Origin of the sequence: Tsukamurella ocularis (assembly GCF_965138335.1) — a bacterium.
GTDB classification, from domain to species: domain Bacteria; phylum Actinomycetota; class Actinomycetes; order Mycobacteriales; family Mycobacteriaceae; genus Tsukamurella; species Tsukamurella ocularis_A.
In genome coordinates this window covers 134,141-153,147 of record NZ_CBCSDV010000002.1, presented here as the reverse complement: position 1 = coordinate 153,147, position 19,007 = coordinate 134,141, and the positions used below count along the sequence as shown (strand labels likewise).

The following is a 19,007-nucleotide window of genomic DNA, read 5'->3' as shown; positions in this document are numbered from 1 at the left end:
CGCCAACGACTTACGGTCTTTCGTCATGGCGACAACGATCCTCACCCCGTCGCGGGCCGCGCAGGGCCCGCCGGCGGACACCTCCACTGCGCCGGTGCGCCTGGTGCCGCGCCGCCGCCCCGGGCGCTGGCTGGCGGCCGCCGTGGTGGTGCTTCTCGGTGCGATGTTCGTGCACACCCTGTTCACCAATGAGCGTTTCGAGTGGCCGACGGTCGCCCACTACTTCACGCAGGAAGCCGTCCTGAAGGGGCTGTGGCTCACCCTGTGGCTCACGGCGCTCACCTTCGCCGCCGGCTTCGCGCTCGGAATCGGGCTCGCGGCCATGCGGCTGTGGGGCGGGCCGGTGCTCCAGACCGTGTCGTTCGTGTTCGTCTGGCTGGTGCGGTCGGTGCCCCCGCTGGTGCTGCTGCTGTTCTGGTTCCAGCTCGCCTCGCTGTACCCGCAACTGTCCCTGGGCATCCCGTTCGGGCCCGAGTTCGTGGTGTTCAACACCACGCACCTCATCAGCGGCCTGGTCGCGGCGTTCATCGCGCTGACCATCGACGTGGCGGCGTTCGCTGCGGAGATCGTGCGCGGCGGCCTGGTATCCGTGGATCCGGGCCAGACGGAGGCCGCCCGCTCGCTGGGGCTGAGCCCGCGCCGCATCTTCCGCCGCATCGTTCTCCCGCAGGCTATGCCCGCCATCATCCCCGCCTCCGGCAACCTGCTGATCGGGCTGTTGAAGTCGACGTCGCTGGTCAGCGTCATCGCGGTGACCGATCTGCTGTACTCGGTGCAGCTCGTCTACAACCAGAACTTCAAGGTGATGCCGCTGCTGCTGGTCGCCACCATCTGGTACATCGTGATCACCTCCGTGCTGGCCGTGGGCCAGTACTTCGTGGAGCGCCGGTTCCACCGAGGTCGACGGGACGCCCGCCCCTTCCGCGAGATCCTCGCCGACGCGGCGCGCCTGCGCCCCCGGCTCCCCAAGACCCCCCGCACGGCGGGAGACCGGGCATGAGCGCGATCGCGGTCCGCGGGCTCCGGAAGTCCTTCGGCGGCACCGAGGTGCTGCGCGGCGTCGATCTGGACGTGGCGCAGGGCGAGGTCGCCATCATCCTCGGCCCCTCCGGCTCCGGGAAGTCGACGCTGCTGCGCTGCATCAACCACCTGGAGCGACCCGACGCCGGCTACGTCCGCGTGAACGACGACCTGATCGGCTACCGCGAAGGCGGGCACCGCGGCGATACGACCGTGCTGCGCGAGCTGCATCCCCGCGACGTCGCGCGGCAGCGCCGCCGCATCGGGATGGTCTTCCAGCAGTTCAACCTGTTCCCGCACTTCACCGTCCTGGAGAACCTCACCGAGGGGCAGCTCGCCACCGGTGTCTCCCCCGCCGAGGCGGCCGACCGCGGTCGCGAGCTGCTCGCCCGCGTCGGGCTCGCGGGCAGGGAGAAGGCCTACCCGTCGCACCTGTCGGGCGGCCAGCAGCAGCGCGTCGCGATCGCCCGCACGCTGGCCATGCGGCCCGACGTGGTGCTCTTCGACGAGCCCACCTCGGCGTTGGACCCCGAACTCGTCGGCGAGGTGCTGGCCGTGATCCGAGATCTCGCCGAGTCGGGCATGACCCTCGTCGTGGTGACGCACGAGATCGGCTTCGCCCGCGACGTCGCCGACACCGTGATCTTCATGGACGACGGCAGCATCGTCGAGACCGGCCGGCCCGACGCGATCTTCGCCGACGCCGAGCACCCCCGCACCCGCGAATTCCTCGCGGCCGTGCGCTGATCCCCTGCTAGTTCCTCGCCAGACCCGAGTCCAAGGAGACCCCATGCGCAGCCGCGCCCTGCTCGCCGTGCCCCTCATCGCCGCCGCCACCCTGCTCGCGGCGTGCGGCGGCTCATCCGACCCGGCGGCCGAGAGCTCCAGCTATCCGATCCCGACGCAGGACGTGGTGTCCTCCGTCGCCGTGGACCCCGCCGCGCAGGCACTGCTGCCCGCCGGCACGAAGGAACTGTCGCTCGGGCTCACCCGGCAGCCCGGCATCAACCAACTGCCGCACGCCGGTGAGGTACCGGACGGCAATCCCGTGGGCCTCGACGTGGACCTGCGCAACGCCGTCGCGAAGGCCCTCGGCGTGACGTGGAAGCAGGAGATCGGGACGTTCTCCACCATCATCCCCGGCGTGCAGAACGGCCGTTACCAGGTGGGACAGGGCAACTTCGGCGTCACCAAGCCGCGCCTGGAGGTCGTCGACTTCGCGACCTACCTGAACGACGGGCAGTCCTTCGTCGGGTCGTCGAACTCCGGCCTCACGAGCGTGAAGACGCTGGAGGACCTGTGCGGCAAGAAGATCGTCACCGGCTCGGGCACCACCTTCCAGCAGATCCTCGAGAAGGGCGTGCAGCAGTGCACGTCGAAGGGCAAGCCCGCGTACACCGTCCAGTACCTCGACGACCAGGGCGCCGTCATTCTCAGCCTGCAGAACAACAAAGTGGACGCATACTTCGGGCCCACGCTCTCTCTCCGCTACCTGGTGGACAAGGTGCCCGGCACGAAGTTCCTCGGCGAGTACTCCACCACCGTGGTCGGATTCGTGACCGCGAAGGGCTCCCCGATCGCGCCCGCGATCTCGCAGGCGATCAACACCCTCATCGCGCGCGGCGAGTACCAGAGGCTGTTCGAGAAGTGGAAGGTTCCGACGTCGGCGCTGCCGAAGTCCGAGATCAACCCGGCCGCGGGGTTCTGACCGATGTCGATCGAGTCGCTCGCCTTCCTGACGCCGGGCAACTACGTCGATGAGGATCCGGCGGCCGGGCTCGAGGACACGCTGCGCCTCATCGAGTTCGGCGAACGCCTCGGCTACCGCGGCGCCTGGGTGCGGCAACGCCACCTGGAGCACGGCATCTCCTCCGCCGCCGTCTTCCTCGGGGCGGCCTCCCAGCGCACGTCCACGATCGAGCTGGGCACCGCGGTCATCCCCATCGGCTACGAGAACCCGTTCCGGCTGGCGGAGGACCTCTCCCTCGCGGACGCCCTCGCCCGCGGGCGGATCCAGGCCGGCTTCTCCACCGGAATGCCGCACGCGGATCTGCTCGCGGACGTCGTCTTCGAGGGCGACTGGCGCACGTACGAGCTCGGGCACGCGCGGGTGGCGCGCACCGTCGAGCACCTGCGGGGCGCGTACCTCGGCGACGAGGGCGCGCGGATCGAGTCCCCCGGCAACGTGCAGCGGCCGCGCCTGCAACCGCACACGCCCGGGCTCGCCGACCGCTCGTGGTACGGCGGGACGTCGCTCGGCTCGTCGCGCTGGACCGGCGAGGCCGGCCTGCACCTGTTGACCGGCAACATCGTCTCCGCCGCGGGCATCGACTCCGACGACTTCGGCACGGTCCAGGCCGCCCTGATCGACGCCTACCGCGCCGCGGGCGGAACCGACAAGCGGGTCGCGGTCGGGAGGGTGATCGTGCCGACGGACAGCGCGGACCGGGCCACGGCCGCGCGGTACCGGGAGTACGCGCGGTCGCGCCACGACCGCACGCTCACGGCGCACGGCGACAAGCGCACGCTGTACGCGGAGGACCTGGTGGGGCCGATCGCCGAGATCGCCGAACGCCTCGCCGCGGACCGGGTGTTCGCCCCGGAGTCCGGCCCCGTCTCCGAGTTCCGCCTGGAACTGCCGTACGAGTTCGACGTCCGCGACTACGAGCAGATCCTCACCGATGCCCTCGGGTTGCTGCCCGCACTGTCGTCGGCGGCCTAGGTCCGGGTCTCGCGCAGGCTACGGACGAGGTTCTTCTGGATCTTGCCGGTCGCGGTCTTCGGGAGGGCGTCGACGAAGACGATCTCCTTGGGCGCCTTGAAGCCGGCGAGGTTCTGCCGCGCGTAGTCGAGCAGCGCGTCCCCGTCGGCCTCGCCCGACGGTGCGGTGACCACGAACGCGGTCACCGCCTCGCCCCAGTGCTCGTGCGGGGTGCCGACGACGGCGACCTCCGCGACGGCGTCGTGGCCGAGCAGCACCCGCTCGACCTCGACCGAGGAGACGTTCTCGCCGCCGGACTTGATGATGTCCTTAGCGCGGTCGGTGAAGTAGACGACGCCCTCGTCGTCGAGGTAGCCGATGTCGCCGCCGTGGAACCAGCCGTGCGCGAAGGCCTCCGCGTTCGCGGCGGCGTTGTTCCAGTAGCCCTCCATGAGCTGCGGTGCGCGGTAGACGATCTCGCCGACCTCGCCCGGCGGGAGCAGGGCACCGTCGTCGCCCATGATCGCGACGTCGGTGGAGACGGTGGCGGGGCCCCAGGAGTCGTCCTTGACGCCCTGGTGCCCGGACCACTGCAGCTCCGACGCGGGTGTGGTCTCGGTCTGCCCGGACCCGAGAATGATGGCCGCAGAGGCGAACCTGGCGCGCAGCGCGGCGAGCAGCTCGGGCGGCATCGGGGCCATCGCGTACATCCCCGCGACCAGGGACGCGGTGTTGTCGTCGTTCAGCTCGGGGCGCGCCAGCAGCGCCGCCCACATCATCGGCAGGAGCGTGATGTGGGTGACGCGATGCTCGACGAAGGCACGCGCGAGCTTCTCGGGGTCGAATCCCCGCAGCAGCACGGCGGTTCCGCCGGTGATGAGCGTCGGCATGAGGAGCGCGTCGAGCGCGGTCACGTGGAAGAGCGGCAGCGCGATCGGCTGGACCACGGGTTGCACGTCGGGGCGCAGTCCCAGTCCCAGCGCGGACGAGAGCGCCGAGATGTGCACGGCGACGTGGCTGGTGACGACGCCCTTCGGGCGGGCGGTGGTGCCGGAGGTGTACAGGCAGTGCAGGATGTCGCGGTCCTCGACGATGGTCTCCACGACGGCGTCGTCCGCGTCGAACACGTCCGTGAACGGGGTCGACGGGACGCCGCCCACCTCGGCCGGGAGGGCGCCGCCGCCGTTGGTCACGAGGTAGACGGCCTCGACGTCGTGCTCTGCGGCGTCGAGCGCCGCGGTGAGCGCGGGCACGAAGACGTCCTCGGAGATGACGCCCCGGACACCGCTGTCGCCGAGTTGGTACGCGACGTCGCCGGGCCCGAGGAGCAGGTTGAGGGGCATCGCGACCACGCCGAGCTTGGCGCACGCGAACACGGAGACCACGAACTCCCAGCGGTTCTGCAACTGCAGGGCGATCGCGTCGCCCCGCTGGTAGCCGCGCGCCTGCAGGCCCCGCGCCACGGCGTTGGCGCGGCTCTCCAGCTCTCGGTAGGTCACCGTCTCGCCACCGTCGACGAGCGCGACCCGGTCGCCGAAGGAACGGGCCGCGCGGGTGGGCAGGTCGCCCAGGCAGACGCGGTGGGTGAGGTTGACCACCAGGGGGTCGATACCGGACATATCGGGGCGCATCGCTCGGCTCATGGCGGCACGGTAACCGGTTCTCACCGGACGCGCGGCACGAACGAGTGAAGATGCGCTAACCGGCGCGCTGCGCTCCCGTCGCGGCCCCCGGGACGGGCAACCCGAGATGCTCGCGAAGAGAGGAACCCGCGTACTCGGTGCGGAACGCGCCGCGCTCCTGCAGCAGCGGCACGACACCGTCGATGAACTCGTCCAGGCCCGTGGGCGTCAGGTGCGGGACGAGGATGAAGCCGTCGGCGGCGTCGGCCTGGATGTAGGTGTCGATCTCGTCGGCCACCTGCTGCGCGGTGCCCACGAACTGGGGCCGGGTGTTGAGCTCGATGACGAGGTCGCGGATGGAGAGGCCGCCCGCTTCCGCGCGAGCCCGGTAGGTCGCGACGATCTCCCGGGGATCCGCGTGCAGCACACGCCCCTTGACCGCCGGGGCGTCGTAGACGGGCTCGACGTCGGGCAGCGGACCGTCGGGGTCGAAGGACTGCAGCTCCCGGCCCCACACCTGCTCGAGGAAGTTGAGCGCGGTCTGCGGGCTCACCTGCCGGCGGCGGATGTCGCGCGCCTTCTCCGCCGCCTCGTCGGGCGTATCGCCGATGACGGCGGCTGCGCCCGGAAAGACCTTGAGGTGGTCCGGGTTCCGGCCGCGGTCGGCGGCGCGACGCTTCACGTCGGCGTAGAACGCGCGGCCGCTCTCCAGCGAGCCGTGCCGGGTGAAGATCGCGTCGGCCTGCACCGCCGCGAAGTCGCGTCCCTCGCCGGAGTCCCCCGCCTGCAGCAGAACCGGGTGTCCCTGCGGCGACGGTGGGAGCGGCGCGCCGCCGCGCACGTCGAACTGCGTGCCGCGGTGCACGACCTCGCCGTGGCCCCAGCCGTCCCAGAACCTCCGGGCGACGGTGACGAACTCGTCCGCGCGGCGGTACCGGTCGGCGTGCGCGAGGTACCCGCCGCGGCGGAAGTTCTCGCCGGTGAAGGCGTCGGAGCTGGTGACCATGTTCCAGGCGGCGCGGCCGGCGCTGAGATGATCGAGCGTCGCGAACTGCCGCGCCACGTCGAAGGGCTCGTTGAAAGTGGTGTTGATGGTGCCGGCGAGGCCGATGCGATCGGTGACGGCGGCGAGCGCCGCGAGCACGGTGAACGTGTCGGGGCGGCCGACGACGTCGAGGTCGTGGATGCGCCCGAGATGTTCGCGCAGCCGCAGCCCCTCCGCGAGGAAGAAGAAGTCGAACTTGGCGCGTTCGGCGACCCGGGCGAGGTGGACGAACGAGTCGAACTCGACCTGGCTGCGCGCCGCGGGGTCCGACCACACGGTGTTGTGGTTGACGCCCGGGAAGTGCGCGGCCAGGTGGATCGGCTTGCGGTGTTGTCCCTCTCGCACCGGAACACCGGGGAAGCGATCAGTCATAGTAGGCCCCATTCCTTGGCCAGGAGTTCGTGGCTGCGCAGGCGCGCGGCGTGGTCGTGGGTGACCGAGGTGATCACCAGCTCGTCGGCGCCGGTGCGGTCGACGAGCGCACGGAGCCCGTCGGCGACGCGGCCGGGTTCGCCGACGAACTGCGTGTCGGTGCGGTCGGCCACCGCCGCCCGCTGCTCGGTGGTGAGCGCGGCGCTGTCGCGCGGGTAGGCGATCGCGCCGCTGCCGTAGCGGATGGAGTGCACCCACGCGGGGAACCCGGCGGCGAGCTCCCGCGCCTGCGCGTCGCTGTCGCCGACGACCACGTCGGCGCTCACCACCAGGTGCGGCTCCGCGAGGCGGTCGGAGGGTCGGAACGCAGCGCGATACGCCTGCGCCGCTTCCACAGTGCTCCCCGGACTGACGTGGTAGTTGGCGACGAAGGGCAACCCGCGCGCGCCCGCGAGCTGCGCGCTCTCCCCCGCGCTACTGCCGAAGATCCACACGGGCGCGTCCCGGCCCGCCTCCGCGACCGGGGACCGCAGGGCGTGCCCGCCGGCGGTGAAGGTGCCGCCGATCAGGTCGAGCACGTCCTCGACCTGGCGGGTGTAGCTCGGCGGCTCGGCCTTCGGGTGGTAGAGCTGCTCGTAGCCGGCGACGATGGCCGGGTTGGGCGCGGGGGCGCCCGGCGGGGGCGTCCGCAGGCGTTGCCCGGTCCGGCCGAGGCCGATGTCCACCCGGCCGGGATGCAGCGCGGCGAGCAGCCCGAAGGCGTCGGCGACGGCGGGCGCCGTGGTGAAACCGATGAGCACCGCCGCCGAGCCCACGCGGATCCGGTCGGTACGGGCCAGGATCTCGCCGATGAGGACGGCGGGTGCCGCACTCGCGACGTGCGCGAAATGGTGTTCGGCGACCCAGTACCGGCCGTAGCCCCAGTCCTCGGCGCGGCGCGCCAGGTCCAGGGTGTTGTGCAGCGCGTCCGACGGGGTTCCGCCCTCCGGGATGGGCGCGAGGTCGAGGACGTTCAGCCCGGTCATCAGGCTCCCTTCACGGCGGCGAAGCGGTTGCCCGCGGGGGCCAGGCCCAGGATCTCGCGGAGGTTCCCCGCGCGCGGCGCGCCGGGGAGCAGCGGTGCGAAGGCGGAGCGCAGGCGCGGCAGGTCGACGGCGTTGACGCCCGGGCGCAGCCGCGCACCGTCGAATCCGAGGGACTGCCACCCGGAGACGGTACGGGCGAGGGACTCCCCCGTCCCGGCGAAGACGAGGGTGTCGTCGTCCGCCGGCTCGCGGCGGTCCAGCTTCTCGATGCGGCGCAGCGCGGTCCGCTCGGAATCGGCGAGGTGGACGGTGACGTCGACGAGCAGCAGCGGCACCCCCGCGGCGCGGAGCCGCCGGGCGGTCTCGGCGAGGTGCTCGTCGGCGGCCGCGGGGACGATCGCGAGGTCCGCCTCGGCGGCCACGGTCTCGGCGGCGGCGTCGGCGACCCGGACGACCACCGGCGGCTGTCCCTGCGGGGGCCGGGGCGTGATCGACGGTCCCTTGACGGAGAAGTTCTCGCCCTGGAAGTCGATGTAGTGCAGGCGGTCCCGGTCGATGAACCGGCCGGTGCCGACGTCCTTCACGATGGCGTCGTCCTCCCAGCTGTCCCAGAGATCGCGCAGCACCTCGACGTACTCGCGGGCCTCGACGGCGCGGGACGCCGCATCCTGCGGCTGCTTGCGGCCGAACAGGGCCGCGTCGGCGGCCGCGCCCGTGGTCGCGGGCAGCACCCCGGCACGGCCGCCGCTGACGTAGTCGAGCGTCGCGATCGCCTTCGACGCGTGGAAGGGTTCGGTGTGCGTGGCGGTGACGGTGGGGATCAGGCCGATCCGCGGGACCGCGGGCGCTACGCGGGCGGCGAGGAGCGTCGCGTCGAACCGGCCGGACAGGCGGTCGCGTGCGGTCAGCGAGAAGGAGTCCTCGAAGGTCACGAAGTCGGCGGCGGCCGCCTCCGCGGAGCGGGCCAGCCCAACCCAGTGCTCCGCGGAGGTGGCCTCCAGTGGATCCGCGCCGACCTCCGCGAACGCTGCGGGATGCCAGCCGAAGGGCTCCAGGGCGATCCCGAGGACAGGGCGCGAGGTCGGTGCGGTCACGGATTCGACAGTAGGCGGCGCGGTTTCGTCTGTGACCCCTTGCGCTCAGCGTGGATCCAAGGGAATCGGCCGTCAGTCGCGTGGCCGCTCCCGCCAGATCGGACTGTCGACGAAGTGGTTGTCGTACTCGTCCTGGGCCGCCATCAGGTCCGACGGTGCCGCCGCCCCGGTCGCGACGTCGCGCAACTTCCGGAAGTAGCCGAAGCGCTCCACTCCCGGCGTCAGGACGATGAGCGCGGCGGCGGGTGCCGCAGGCCCGGCGGCGAAGGCGTGCACCGTGTTCGGCGGGATCACTGCGAGGCCGCCCGCCTCGACCACCCGGAGGTCGTCGCCGACGAGCATCTCGAGCGATCCGTCGAGGACGTAGAAGACCTCGGTCGACCGGGTGTGGAAGTGCGGCGAGGCGCCGTCGGCTCCGGCCGGGAGGTGCACCCGCTGAACGCTCGCCGCTCCCCCCGTGGCCGACGCATCCGCGAACAGTGCGACCCGCGGCCCCGAGGCACCCCCGACGATCTCCGGATTCTCAACGATCATGACACCTCCATATAGTTAGCTATCGAACTACTATAGTTCACCGTCTAACCATCATCGTCAAGGCGTACTCTCGGACCGTGCATGACGTCGACGCCGCCATGGCCCAGTGGCGCACCGAGTACCCGGACCTCGACACGTTGCCGATGAGCGTCATCGGACGGCTCGCGCACCTCGAAGCCACGGGCCGCGCCGCGATCGAGGGGCCATTGGAGGCCGAGGGACTCCGTCGTGGCGAGTTCGACGTGCTCGCGACCCTCCGTCGTTCCGGCGAGCCCTTCGCGCTCGCACCCGCCGCACTCGCCGATCATCTGCTCATCACCCGCGCCGGCCTCACGGCCCGCCTGGACCGACTCGAAGCCGCGGGTCTCGTCGAGCGCTCGCCGAGTCCCACCGACGGACGCGGGAAGACGGTGACGCTCACCCCGGAGGGTCGCGACCTGATCGAACGAGTGCTGCCGGCACACGTCCGTCGCGAACGCGAGTTGCTCGCCGCACTCAGCGACGATGAGCTCCGCACGCTCGACGCACTCCTGCGCCGACTCACCACGCCCTGATCACAGGGTCGCACCCGCCGCGGCGAGCGCGGCGGCGATCATCGCGGGGCCGTGCGGCACCCTCCGGTCGCGGGCGACGACCGCCCACGCCACGGTGAGCAGTTGCGCGCCGAGGATCGCGAGCAGCACGGCGGGGACGCCGCCGGCCCCCGCGACGACCGCGCCCAGCGTCGGCGCCAGCTTCACGTCGCCGGCACCCATGCCGCGGGCGAGGAAGGCGACACCGTTCACCGCAGTCCAGAGCACCGCCCCGACCAGCGGGGCGGGGGCACCGTCGAACCCGGCCCAGAGCGAGGCGAGGACGGCGACGCACGCCGCGGGCAGGGTCAGCGCGTTCGGCAGGCGCCGCTCGCGCACGTCGAACCAGCACAGCGCGGCGCACCACGCCACGAACAGCGCCAGGAAGAATCCCCCGAAGAGCCCCCACTCCACGGGCCCAGTGTGTCAGGCCTGCAGGGCCTCGCGCAGGGCATCGGGAATGGGGATGGACCCCGAGCCGTCGGTGGCGATCACCGCGTAGACGATGCGCCCGGCGACCGCCTCGGTCGGCTCATCGGCGTCGAGGTCGGTGACGAAGGCGAACTCGATCGTGAAGCTCTTGGTCCCGATCCGCCCGGTCCGCATGACGAGCTCGGTGTCGCCCTCGTCGGTCAGCCCTGCGGCGTAGTCGAGCTCGACGTGCACCACCTGCGAGTCGTAGCCGGCGGCGATCATCGCCTCGTACGGCGCGCCGCGGTCGGCGTAGAACTCGCCGATCGCCGTATCGACGTAGCCGAGGTACCACATGTTGAACATGACGCCCTGGCGGTCGATCTCGTAGTACCGCGGCCGGAAGCGGTAGCGGAAGTCGGTGGTCATCGTGCCTCCCTCGCGGCGGCCAGCGCCGCCGTCATCGCCGCCCGCGGCGCGGGCGCGCCGGTGAACCACTCGGCCTGGCGGAACGCCTGGTGCAGCAGCATCGTCAGGCCGCCGGCCGTCCGCGCGCCCTTCGCCGCCGCGGCCGCGACGAGCAGCGTGGGCCACGGGTCGTAGGCCACGTCGGCGACCGCGGGGGCCGCCGAGGACAGCGCATCCATCAGCGGGAAGTCGTCCGACTGGGCGGAGCCGGGGAGCGTCGAGACCACCACGTCGGCCTGCGGCACGGCCGCCGCGGTGAGCGGCGCCCACGCCGCGGCGAGCCCGAACGCGTCGGCGCAGGCCAGCGCGCCCTGGGCCCGCTCCTCCGAGCGGGCGAGCACCGTCGTGCGGGTGAAGCCCCGGTCGGCGAGCGCGGCGAACACCGGTCGGGCCGTGCCGCCGGCGCCGACGACGACCGCGGACCGGCCCGTCGCGCCGCACTCGGCGAGGAGGCCGTCGGCGCCGTCGACGTCGGTGCAGTCGGCCAGCCAGCCCGCATCCGTGCGGACCAGAGTGTTGGCGGAGCCGACCGTGACGGCGCGATCGGTGCGCTCGTCGGCGAACTCCAGCGCCGCGAACTTGCCGGGCATCGTGACCGACAGCCCGACCCACTCGGGGCCGAGGCCGCCGACGAGGCCGGGCAGCGCCTCCGCGTCGCACTCGATCCGCTCGTAGATCCAGTCCAGGCCGAGCGCGGCGAACGCGGCGCCGTGCAGGATGGGCGAGAGCGAGTGCGCGATCGGCTTGCCGAGGACCGCGGCGCGGCGCGTCACGGCCCGCAGCCCACCGTGAGGAACTTGGTGTCGCAGGCCTTCTGCCGGTTGCGCTCGTGCTGGGCGAAGTCGTCGGTGAAGAGGGTGGTGCCCTTGTTGTCGACGGTGACGAAGTACAGCCACGGGCCGGGCGTCGGGTTCTCGGTCGCGACGAGGGCGTCGGTGCCGACGGCGCCGATCGGCGTGGCGGGAAGCCCCGTCTTGGCGTAGGTGTTCCACTCGGTCTTCTTGAGCAGCTTCTCGCCGGCGACGTCGATGCCGGTGACGGCCTCGCCGTAGTTGACCGTGGAGTCCATCTCGAGCTTCTGGTTCTTCGCGAGCCGGTTGAGGATCACGCGGGCGACCTTGGGGTAGTCGTCGGCCTGATTGACCTCGCGCTCGACGATCGATGCCGACACCAGCACCTGATAGGGCGCCAACTTCGCCGCCGACGTGCGACTCGCGGTGAGCAGGCCCTGCGCCTCGTACTGCTTCGCCGACGCGGTGATGAGCTGCTTGAGGATGCCGATCGGCGTGCCCGACGGATCGATCTGGTCCCACACGCCGGGCGCGATGAGCCCCTCGAGGCGGCGGTGATCGCCCTTGAGCCGGGTGACGGTGGCGGCCGCCCACTCCGGCACGCCGAGGTCGGCGACGGTCGCGCTGGAGGCGACCTTGACGAACTCGGCCTTCGGGGTCTGCTTCTTCACGCCGTCGACGGTGTGCGCGGTGGCGGCGGAGAGCTGGCTGAAGATGCCCTGGGCGACCTTGTTGTCCTTGCTGCGCTTGTCGTCGAGGACCGCGCCGGCCGACACGTTGAGCATGCCCACGCGGTGCGAGCGCGCCGGGTCGACCAGCATGGTGACGGCCTCCGACGCGGGCAGCGACTTGCGGAGCTCGTAGTAGCCCGCGGAGATCGGCTTGTCACCCGCGGCCTGGTTGAAGGCGCCCACGGACTTCACCACACCCGCGTCCACGAGGTTCTGCGCGAAGTCGGAGTTGTTCTGGCCCACGATGTGGACCACCACCTCCGGGCCGGCCTGGCCGGAGGCGAAGTCGTCCGGAGCCGAGGCGCCGCCGAAGAGGGACCCGCGCACCGTCCACAGCACGCCGCCGATGACGACCAGGAAGGCCACGATGAGCGACAGCAGCGCCACCCGGCGCCGACGCTTGATCCGCGCGCGCTGCGCGGCCCGGCGCCGCTCCGCACGGGTGGTGCGCTGCCCGCCGACCGACACCGGGTCGGCGCGCTCGTTGTTCCACCCGTCGCTCACTCGTCGACCTCCTCGGGGCCGGGCACCGGCCTCCGCTCGTCGAGCCATCCCTGCAGGATGGCCACCGCGGCGGCCTGATCGATCACCGCTCGCTGCTCCTTCGCCCGCACCCCGTTCTCACGCAGCGCCCGCTGCGCCGTGACCGTGGTGAAGCGCTCATCGAAAAAAGATACCCGGGGTGGTGTGTCGTTCGCGGTACCGAGAACCTCGGCGAGCCGCCGGGCGAATCCCTCGGCCATCTTCGCCGAGGAGCCGCGTTCGCCACGAAGGGTGCGCGGCAGCCCGATCACGATCTCCACCGGCTCGTAGTCGGTGACCAACTGCGCGATCCGCCGCAGGTCGGACCCGTCCTTGGCCGCGCGGACCGTCTCCACCGGCGTCGCGAGGATCCCGTCGGGATCGCAGACGGCCACCCCGATGCGGGCCTTGCCCACGTCGAGGGCCAGCCGCCGGCCCCGCTCCCAGGCGGGTTCCGCGCCGCTCACCGTCAGGCGCCGACCGTCCGCGCGACCTCGGCCCGGACCGCGGTGAGGGCGGCGTCGACCCCGGAAGCGTCCGATCCGGCGCCCTGCGCCATGTCGGCCTTGCCGCCGCCGCGACCGCCGACCGCGGGCGCCGCGGCCTTGACCACGTCACCCGCCTTCACACCGAGATCCTGCGCGGCGTCGTTGGCGGCCACCACGAAGGGCACCTTGTCGCCGTCGACCGCGAACAGCGCGATCACGGCGGGCTCGGCGCCGAGCCGGCCCTTGAGCTGGGTGACCAGGCCGCGGAGCTCGCCCGCGGTGACGCCCTGCGGGGCCTTCGCGGCGACGAGCCGGACCGCGCCGACGCGCTCGGGCGACGAGGCGAGCTCGGCCAGCGCCGAGAGGGCCGCCTGCGCGCGCAGCTTCTCGAGCTCCTTCTCGGCGTCCTTGAGTCGGCCGACCAGCGACTCGACGCGGGCCGGCACCTCCTCGGAGGGCACCTTGAGCGAGCTGGACAGCGCGGAGACGAGCGCGTGCTCCTTGGCGAGGTACTTCTGCGAGTCCAGGCCGACGTAGGCCTCGACGCGGCGCACACCCGAGCCGACGGAGCTCTCGCCGAGCACCGTGACGGGGCCGACGAGGCCCGAGCTCGCGACGTGCGTGCCGCCGCACAGCTCCATCGAGAACGGGCCGCCGATCTCGACGACGCGCACCCGGTCTCCGTAGTTCTCGCCGAACAGCGCCATCGCGCCGCGCTGCTTGGCGGTCTCCAGGTCCGTCACGTCCGTGTGCACGGCGTAGTCGGCCTGCACGGCCTCGTTGGTGACGCGCTCGATATCGGCCCGCTGATCGTCGCTGAGGCCGCCGGACCAGCGGAAGTCGAAGCGCAGGTAGCCGGGCTTGTTGAGCGAGCCGGCCTGCACGGCGTTCGGGCCGAGGACCTGGCGCAGCGCGGCGTGCACGAGGTGCGTGCCGGAGTGGCCCTGCGTGCTGCCGTGCCGGTGGCCCGCGTCGACCGCGACGGTGACGGTGTCGCCCTCGGCGACCTCGCCGGCGGCGACGGTGCCCTGGTGCCGCCACAGCGTCTTGGCGACGCGCTGCACATCGGTCACGACGATCTGCGCTCCGGCGGCGGTGGTGATGGTGCCGATGTCGGCGAGCTGACCGCCGGCCTCCGCGTACAGGGGGCTGCGGTCGAGGACGATCTCCACGTCGTCGCCCTGGTGCACGACGGGCACGCGGACGCCGTCCTTGACGAGGCCCAGGACCTGGGCGTCGGAGACCAGCTCGTCGAAGCCGGTGAACTCGGTGGGCCCGCGGTCGAGGAACTCGCGGAAGACCGAGAGATCCGCGAGCGCCGACTTGCGGGAGTTCGCGTCGTCCTTGGCGCGCTGGCGTTGCTCGGCCATGAGGGCGCGGAAACCCTCCTCATCGACCGCGAGGCCGGCCTCGGAGGCCATCTCCAGCGTGAGGTCGATCGGGAAGCCGTAGGTGTCGTGCAGGGTGAAGGCGTCGTCGCCCGAGAGCACCGTCTTCCCCGAGGACTTGGTGGAGTCGACGGCGTTGCCGAACAGCGTGGTGCCCTGCTCGAGGGTCTTGAGGAAGGCCTGCTCCTCGCCGGTGGCGACGGTACGGATCCGCTGCGCGTCGTCGGCCAGCTCGGGGTACGACGGCGACATCGTGGTCAGGACGGTGTCGACGAAGTCGCCCATGGTCTCACCGGTGGCGCCGAGGAGGCGGGCCGAGCGGACGACGCGGCGCAGCAGGCGGCGCAGCACGTAGCCGCGGCCGTCGTTGCCGGGGTTCACGCCGTCCTGGATGAGCATGACGGCGGTGCGGGTGTGGTCGGCGATCACGCGGAAGAGCCGGTCGTGCTCGGCGTCGCCGGCGTTGTAGCGCTGGCCCGTGAGGGCCTGCGCGCGGTCGATGACGGGGCGCAGCAGGTCGGTGTCGTAGACGTTGTCGACGCCCTGCAGCAGGAAGGCGACGCGCTCGACGCCCATCCCGGTGTCGATGTTCTTCTTCGGCAGCTCGCCGAGGATCTCGAAGTTCTCCTTGCCACCGCCCTGGCCGCGCTCGTTCTGCATGAAGACGAGGTTCCAGATCTCGATGTACCGGTCCTCGTCGGCCTCGGGGCCGCCCTCGACGCCGTACTCGGGGCCGCGGTCGTAGAAGATCTCCGAGCACGGTCCGGCGGGCCCGGGGATGCCCATCGACCAGTAGTTGTCCTTCATGCCGCGGCGCTGGATGCGCTCGGGCACCTGGCCGACCTCGAGCCACAGGTCGCGGGCCTCGTCGTCGTCGAGGTACACCGTCGACCACAGGCGCTCCGGGTCCAGGCCGAAGCCGCCCTCGTCGACCGGGTTCGTGAGCAGCGACCAGGCGAAGCGGATCGCGTCGCGCTTGAAGTAGTCGCCGAAGCTGAAGTTGCCGGCCATCTGGAAGAAGGTGTTGTGGCGGGTGGTGATGCCGACCTCTTCGATGTCCAGGGTGCGGACGCACTTCTGGATCGACGTGGCGCGGTCGTACGGCGGGGTCTGCTGGCCCAGGAAGAACGGCACGAAGGGCACCATGCCCGCGATGACGAACAGCTGATTCGGGTCGTTCAGGACCAGCGACGCACTCGGCACCTGGGTGTGTCCGGCCTGGACGAAGTGGTCCGTGAACCGCTTCCGAATCTCATGGGTCTGCACAACGATCCTTCGTGTTCTTGTGGCATCGAGCGTTACGGCGACCCGACCACCTTACCGACGCGCCACGCCCCCTCGCACGTGCGTTCCTCGGCCGCCGTCCGCCGGTGCCTCTACCGCCGCCGGAGTATCCCGCGCAACCGCGTGACCCGCGGGCCGATCTCGCGCTCGAAGCCGTGGTCGGTGGGGCTGTAGTAGTCGACGCCCACCAGATCGTCGGGCGGGTACTGCTGCGCCGCGACGCCGCCGGGGACGTGGTGCGGATAGACGTAGCCCTGGGCGTTGCCGAGCTTCTCCGCGCCCGCGTAGTGGCCGTCACGCAGGTGCGGCGGCACCGCGCCGGCCTTGCCCGCGGCCACGTCGCCCATCGCGGCGCCGATCGCCGCGACCACCCCGTCGGACTTCGGCGCCGACGCCAGGTGGATCGTGGCCTGCGCCAGCGCGAGACGCGCCTCCGGCATGCCGATGAGTTGCACGGCCTGCGCGGCGGCGGTCGCGACGAGCAGCGCCTGCGGGTCCGCCATCCCGATGTCCTCGGAGGCGTGCACCACGAGGCGGCGGGCGATGAACCGCGGGTCCTCGCCGGCCGAGATCATCCGGGCCAGGTAGTGCAGCGCCGCGTCGACGTCCGAACCGCGGATCGACTTGATGAAGGCGCTGATCACGTCGTAGTGCTGGTCGCCGGCGCGGTCGTAGCGCACGGCCGCGGTGTCGATCGACGACTCGACCGCCTCGAGGGTGATCTCGTCGCCGCCCTCCCCCAGCGTCACGTCGGCGGCGGCCTCCAGGGCGGTCAGCGAGCGCCGCGCGTCGCCGCCGGCGAGGCGGACCAGGTGCTCGCGGGCCTCGTCGGCGATGGTGAGCGCACCGTCGTATCCCCGCGGGTCCGACAGGGCCCGGTCGATGAGCTCCGAGATGTGCGTGGGCTCGAGCGGCCGCAGCTGCAGGATCAGCGAGCGGGACAGGAGCGGCGAGACCACGGAGAAGCTGGGATTCTCCGTGGTGGCCGCGACGAGCAGGACGACCCGGTTCTCGACGGCGGCGAGCAGCGCGTCCTGCTGCGCCTTGGAGAACCGGTGCACCTCGTCGATGAAGAGCACGGTCTGTTCGTCGACGAGCAGGCGGCGGCGCGCCAGCTCGATGACGGCGCGCACGTCCTTCACGCCCGCCGAGAGGGCGGACAACGCCTCGAACCGGCGCCCCGTCGCACCGGAGATGAGCGAGGCGATCGTCGTCTTCCCGGTGCCGGGCGGGCCGTACAGGATCACACTGGCCGCGCCCGCACCGTCGATGAGGCGGCGCAGCGGCGTCCCCGGGCCGAGCAGGTGCTCCTGGCCGAGGACCTCGTCGAGGTCGCGGGGCCGCATGCGGACCGCGAGCGGGGTGCCCGCGTGGGTGGGGACGAACTCGACCGGTCCCCGGGACGGGGGTGCTTCGGGTGGCGCTCCGAGGTCCCCGTCGTCGCCGAACAGGGAACCGGTCACCGGGCGCGGACCTCCGCGGGGCGCGTCATAGCGCGCGGACCTCCGCGGCGGCGGCGACGGCGAAGTCGTGCACACGCGGGTCGGCGGCGGCCAGCCGGTCCCAGCGGGCGGCGAGGTCGTCGTACGACCAGGCCGGGAGGCTGTCGAGGTGGCCGGCGTCGATGCGGCTCGCGGAGTCGAGCCCCAGCGCCCAGTAGGTGGCGAGCGTGAGCCAGGCCAGCTTCGCGGTGGTCACGTGCCGGCGGAGCGCGACGTCGTCGGCCAGCCGGGGCCACAGGCGCACGACCTCGGAGCGCCACGCCTCCACGATCGCGACGTCGAGGTCCGGGTCGTGGCCGTCCTCGATGCAGTCCGGGTAGGTCAGCAGGACGTACGCCACGTCGAGCGCGCCGTCGCGGAAGCCCGCCCACTCGTAGTCGAGGAAGCGCACGGCCCCGCCCACGACGTGCGTGTTGTCGGGCCCGACGTCGGACGGGCTGAAGGCGCGGAACGGTCCCTCGGTGAACAGGGCGACCGCGGCGTCGAGCACGGCACGCGCGGTGTCGTCGATGCCGCCCACGGCGGCCGGCACGGCCTCGGCGGCGCGCGCCGCCTCGCCGGCGACCGGGTCGTTGCGGGAGTCGGTGTGCTCGCGACGGGCGAGCACCGAGAGGTCGCGTTCGCGGCCGTAGGTACCGGCGTGCATGCGGCCCAGCGCCTGGGCCCAGGCGGAGAGCACGGTGGCCGCACCGGACGACGGGGTGCGCCGCAGCAGGTCCCCCATCGTCTCGCCCTCGCCGAGGTCCTGCAGGACGAGGATGCGCTCCTCCGCGTCGGACGCGAGGAGCTGCGGTCCCGGGCGGGCGTCGACGGGCAGCGCCGTGGCGAACTTGTACGCGGCACCCTCCCGGGCGAAGGCCTCGGAGTGGTCCTTGTCGACGTGGTCGGCGGCGCGCAGCTGCTTGATCACGACGGATCGGGGAAGCAGGGGGTTGTTGTGGAGCACCCGCACCCGCATCACCAGCGTGCGGCCCGATCCGCCCAGATCCTCGGGTTCGCCCAGCTCGACGGATGCGCCGACCCGGCGGCCCAGCAGGCCCTCCACCGCAGTGAGAGCCGCCCTCGTCGTCTCGTATCCCAGCGCGGTGACCATCGCTTCCAACCTACCCCAGCGAGTCCGGCGGGGTGGGCTCGTGATGAGCCCCGATGATCTCGTGCAGGATCCGGTGCACGATCGCATCGGTCCGGAGGAAGTAGCGCACGACGCGGCCGTCGCGCTCGGTGCGCGCCCACCCCGCACCGCGCAGGACCCGCAGTGCCTGCGACGCGGCGTTCTCGCCGATCCCGGCACGCGCGGCGAGGTCGCCGACCCCGAGTCCCGGGCGGGCGTGCATGACCGCGAGCAGCCGCAGCCGCGTCTCGTCGCCGAGCAGCGCGAACCTCGAGGCCCACTCCTGCGGGTCGTCGATACCGACGTCCGTCATCGGATCTCCCTCC

General features: G+C 72.2%; 19 protein-coding genes. 5 read left to right on the top strand and 14 right to left on the bottom strand.

Going from position 1 to position 19,007, the window contains the following annotated elements; translation table 11 throughout:
* Positions 1-25: 25 nt before the first annotated feature.
* The 4 genes from ACNAYW_RS03445 to ACNAYW_RS03430 are packed head-to-tail and all read left to right on the top strand — an operon-like array spanning position 26 to position 3,742.
* Positions 26-1,000, top strand: a complete 975-nt coding sequence (locus tag ACNAYW_RS03445) for an amino acid ABC transporter permease (RefSeq protein ID WP_415848352.1) — start codon at positions 26-28, stop codon at positions 998-1,000.
* Positions 997-1,767, top strand: coding sequence for an amino acid ABC transporter ATP-binding protein (locus tag ACNAYW_RS03440; RefSeq protein WP_415848351.1), 771 nt, complete (start codon positions 997-999; stop codon positions 1,765-1,767). The genes ACNAYW_RS03445 and ACNAYW_RS03440 overlap by 4 nt, the downstream gene beginning before the upstream one ends.
* 43 nt (positions 1,768-1,810) lie before the next feature.
* The gene (locus ACNAYW_RS03435; RefSeq protein WP_415848350.1) at positions 1,811-2,728 is read left to right on the top strand and encodes an ABC transporter substrate-binding protein; all 918 of its coding nucleotides are present in this window, start codon (positions 1,811-1,813) and stop codon (positions 2,726-2,728) included.
* A gap of 3 nt (positions 2,729-2,731) precedes the next feature.
* Positions 2,732-3,742: an LLM class flavin-dependent oxidoreductase gene (locus ACNAYW_RS03430; RefSeq protein ID WP_415848349.1), complete on the top strand. Its 1,011-nt coding sequence runs from the start codon at positions 2,732-2,734 to the stop codon at positions 3,740-3,742.
* Here the strand turns inward: ACNAYW_RS03430 and ACNAYW_RS03425 are convergent.
* The 5 genes from ACNAYW_RS03425 to ACNAYW_RS03405 form a co-directional block, all read right to left on the bottom strand.
* Positions 3,739-5,364, bottom strand: coding sequence for a class I adenylate-forming enzyme family protein (locus ACNAYW_RS03425; protein WP_415848348.1), 1,626 nt, complete (start codon positions 5,362-5,364; stop codon positions 3,739-3,741). The two genes, ACNAYW_RS03430 and ACNAYW_RS03425, sit on opposite strands and share 4 nt — an antisense overlap.
* 55 nt (positions 5,365-5,419) lie before the next feature.
* On the bottom strand, positions 5,420-6,772 hold the full coding sequence (locus ACNAYW_RS03420) for an NtaA/DmoA family FMN-dependent monooxygenase (RefSeq protein WP_415848347.1): 1,353 nt from the start codon (positions 6,770-6,772) through the stop codon (positions 5,420-5,422).
* The gene (locus ACNAYW_RS03415) at positions 6,757-7,785 is read right to left on the bottom strand and encodes an MsnO8 family LLM class oxidoreductase (protein ID WP_415848346.1); all 1,029 of its coding nucleotides are present in this window, start codon (positions 7,783-7,785) and stop codon (positions 6,757-6,759) included. Before ACNAYW_RS03415 ends, ACNAYW_RS03420 begins: the two co-directional genes overlap by 16 nt.
* Positions 7,785-8,879, bottom strand: a complete 1,095-nt coding sequence (locus ACNAYW_RS03410; protein WP_415848345.1) for an LLM class flavin-dependent oxidoreductase — start codon at positions 8,877-8,879, stop codon at positions 7,785-7,787. The genes ACNAYW_RS03415 and ACNAYW_RS03410 overlap by 1 nt, the downstream gene beginning before the upstream one ends.
* Positions 8,880-8,951: 72 nt before the next feature.
* Positions 8,952-9,413, bottom strand: a complete 462-nt coding sequence (locus ACNAYW_RS03405; protein ID WP_415848344.1) for a cupin domain-containing protein — start codon at positions 9,411-9,413, stop codon at positions 8,952-8,954.
* A 77-nt stretch (positions 9,414-9,490) separates the two neighbouring features.
* Here ACNAYW_RS03405 and ACNAYW_RS03400 point away from each other — a divergent pair, with 77 nt between their 5' ends.
* Positions 9,491-9,967 carry a MarR family winged helix-turn-helix transcriptional regulator gene (locus ACNAYW_RS03400; protein WP_415848343.1) on the top strand — a complete coding sequence of 159 codons (477 nt, stop codon included), beginning with the start codon at positions 9,491-9,493 and terminating at the stop codon, positions 9,965-9,967.
* Here ACNAYW_RS03400 and ACNAYW_RS03395 read toward each other — a convergent pair whose 3' ends face one another.
* The 9 genes from ACNAYW_RS03395 to ACNAYW_RS03355 form a co-directional block, all read right to left on the bottom strand.
* On the bottom strand, positions 9,968-10,399 hold the full coding sequence (locus ACNAYW_RS03395) for a prepilin peptidase (RefSeq protein WP_415848342.1): 432 nt from the start codon (positions 10,397-10,399) through the stop codon (positions 9,968-9,970). It abuts the gene before it with no gap.
* Between the two features lie 12 nt (positions 10,400-10,411).
* Entirely contained in the window at positions 10,412-10,825 is a 414-nt protein-coding gene (locus ACNAYW_RS03390) for an acyl-CoA thioesterase (protein WP_415848341.1), read from the bottom strand.
* Positions 10,822-11,646, bottom strand: coding sequence for a shikimate dehydrogenase (locus tag ACNAYW_RS03385; protein ID WP_415848520.1), 825 nt, complete (start codon positions 11,644-11,646; stop codon positions 10,822-10,824). Before ACNAYW_RS03385 ends, ACNAYW_RS03390 begins: the two co-directional genes overlap by 4 nt.
* Positions 11,634-12,890: an endolytic transglycosylase MltG gene (locus ACNAYW_RS03380; RefSeq protein WP_415848340.1), complete on the bottom strand. Its 1,257-nt coding sequence runs from the start codon at positions 12,888-12,890 to the stop codon at positions 11,634-11,636. The genes ACNAYW_RS03385 and ACNAYW_RS03380 overlap by 13 nt, the downstream gene beginning before the upstream one ends.
* Positions 12,887-13,375, bottom strand: coding sequence for a Holliday junction resolvase RuvX (ruvX, locus tag ACNAYW_RS03375; RefSeq protein ID WP_415848339.1), 489 nt, complete (start codon positions 13,373-13,375; stop codon positions 12,887-12,889). The genes ACNAYW_RS03380 and ruvX overlap by 4 nt, the downstream gene beginning before the upstream one ends.
* Before the next feature lie 2 nt (positions 13,376-13,377).
* Positions 13,378-16,050, bottom strand: a complete 2,673-nt coding sequence (gene alaS, locus ACNAYW_RS03370; protein ID WP_415848338.1) for an alanine--tRNA ligase — start codon at positions 16,048-16,050, stop codon at positions 13,378-13,380.
* A 110-nt stretch (positions 16,051-16,160) separates the two neighbouring features.
* Positions 16,161-17,531, bottom strand: coding sequence for a replication-associated recombination protein A (locus ACNAYW_RS03365; protein WP_415848337.1), 1,371 nt, complete (start codon positions 17,529-17,531; stop codon positions 16,161-16,163).
* A gap of 25 nt (positions 17,532-17,556) precedes the next feature.
* On the bottom strand, positions 17,557-18,663 hold the full coding sequence (locus ACNAYW_RS03360) for a hypothetical protein (protein WP_415848336.1): 1,107 nt from the start codon (positions 18,661-18,663) through the stop codon (positions 17,557-17,559).
* A 10-nt stretch (positions 18,664-18,673) separates the two neighbouring features.
* Positions 18,674-18,994 (bottom strand): ArsR/SmtB family transcription factor, encoded by a 321-nt coding sequence (locus ACNAYW_RS03355; RefSeq protein WP_415848335.1) that lies wholly within the window; start codon positions 18,992-18,994, stop codon positions 18,674-18,676.
* Positions 18,995-19,007: the final 13 nt, after the last annotated feature.